Raw genomic sequence first — 1482 nt, 5'->3', positions numbered from 1 at the left:
GCTCGCCCTACTCGGCCTCGAAGGCCGCCTCCGACCACCTGGCGCGGGCCTGGGCCGAGACCTACGGCCTGCCGGTGCTGGTGACGAACTGCTCGAACAACTACGGTCCGCGCCACTTCCCCGAGAAGCTGATCCCCCTGATGATCCTCAACGCGCTCGAGGGGCGGCCGCTGCCGGTCTATGGCGACGGCCTGAACGAGCGCGACTGGATCCATGTCGAGGACCACGCGGCCGGGCTTGTCGCCGTGCTGGAGCGCGGCCGGGTCGGCGAGACCTACCTGCTGGGGGGCCGGGCCGTGCGCAACAACCTCGCCGTGGTCCGCGCGCTCTGCGCCGCCTTCGACCGGCTGCGGCCGGAGAGTGCGCCGCACGACCGGCTGATCCGCTTCGTCACGGACCGGCCCGGCCACGACCGGCGCTACGCCATCGACTGCGCCAAGGCGGAGGCCGAGCTCGGCTGGGCGCCGGCCAGGAGCTTCGAGCAGGCGCTGGAGGCCACGATCCAGTGGTACCTCGACAACGAGGGCTGGTGGCGGCCGATCCGCGAGGGCCGCTACACGGGCGAGCGGCTCGGGCTGACGCCCGGCAAGGCAGGCTGAGATGGGGAGCACCTGAGATGGAGCTTCTGGTTCTCGGCGGCTCGGGCCAGGTCGGCACGGAGCTGCAGGCGCAGAGCCTGCCCGAGGGTGTGCGCCTGCACGCGCCGAGCCGGGCCGAGCTCGACCTGACCGACGCCGCGGCGCTGGCGGACGCGGTCGCGTCCCGACCCTGGGGCGCGGTGATCAACGCGGCCGCCTACACGGCCGTGGACCGGGCCGAGAGCGAGGTGGCGCAAGCCTGGCGCCTGAACGCGCTGGCGCCCGCCGTGCTCGCCGCCGCGACGGCACGGGCCGGCCTCCCGCTCGTGCAGGTCTCGACCGACTACGTCTTCGACGGCACCGACACGGGCGCCTACGAACCCGAGGCGCCGATCGGGCCGCGCAGCGTCTACGGGGCGAGCAAGGCGGCGGGCGAGATCGCGGTGCGCTCGGCCAACCCGCGCCACGCCATCCTGCGCACCGCCTGGGTGGTGAGCCCGCACGGCGGCAACTTCGTGCGCACCATGCTGCGGCTGGCCGCCGAGCGCGAGGTCTTGCGCGTGGTCGACGACCAGCACGGCTGCCCGACGAGCGCGACCGACCTCGCCGCGGCGCTGATCGCGGTCGCGCTGCGGCTTGCGCACGACCCCGACGCGCCCACCGGCACGCACCATTGCGTCAACGCGGGTGCCACGACCTGGTGCGGCTTTGCCCAAGCCATCGTGGCAGGCTCCGCCAGGCGGGGCGGACGCACGGTGCCGATCGAGGGCATCGCGAGCTCCGCCTACCCGACGCCGGCGCGCAGGCCCGCCAACTCGCGGCTCTCGACGGCGAGCCTGAGCCGGGCCTACGGCCTCACGCCCCGGCCCTGGGAGGCGGCGCTCGAGGACCTCCTCGACCGGCT

Annotated in this window: 2 protein-coding genes; both read left to right on the top strand. The window is 74.6% G+C overall.

What is annotated here, in order from left to right:
• A partial coding sequence (locus MFF55_RS26150) for a dTDP-glucose 4,6-dehydratase (protein WP_238247115.1) occupies positions 1 to 599 on the top strand: 599 nt, incomplete at its 5' end.
• A 17-nt stretch (positions 600 to 616) separates the two neighbouring features.
• Positions 617 to 1482 (top strand): dTDP-4-dehydrorhamnose reductase (rfbD, locus tag MFF55_RS26145; RefSeq protein ID WP_238247113.1); only part of this gene is annotated, 866 nt, incomplete at its 3' end.

This window comes from Methylobacterium iners, assembly GCF_022179305.1.
Taxonomy (GTDB): domain Bacteria; phylum Pseudomonadota; class Alphaproteobacteria; order Rhizobiales; family Beijerinckiaceae; genus Methylobacterium; species Methylobacterium iners.
The sequence above is the reverse complement of the archived record's forward strand: the minus strand, read 5'-3'. Positions and strand labels throughout refer to the sequence as shown.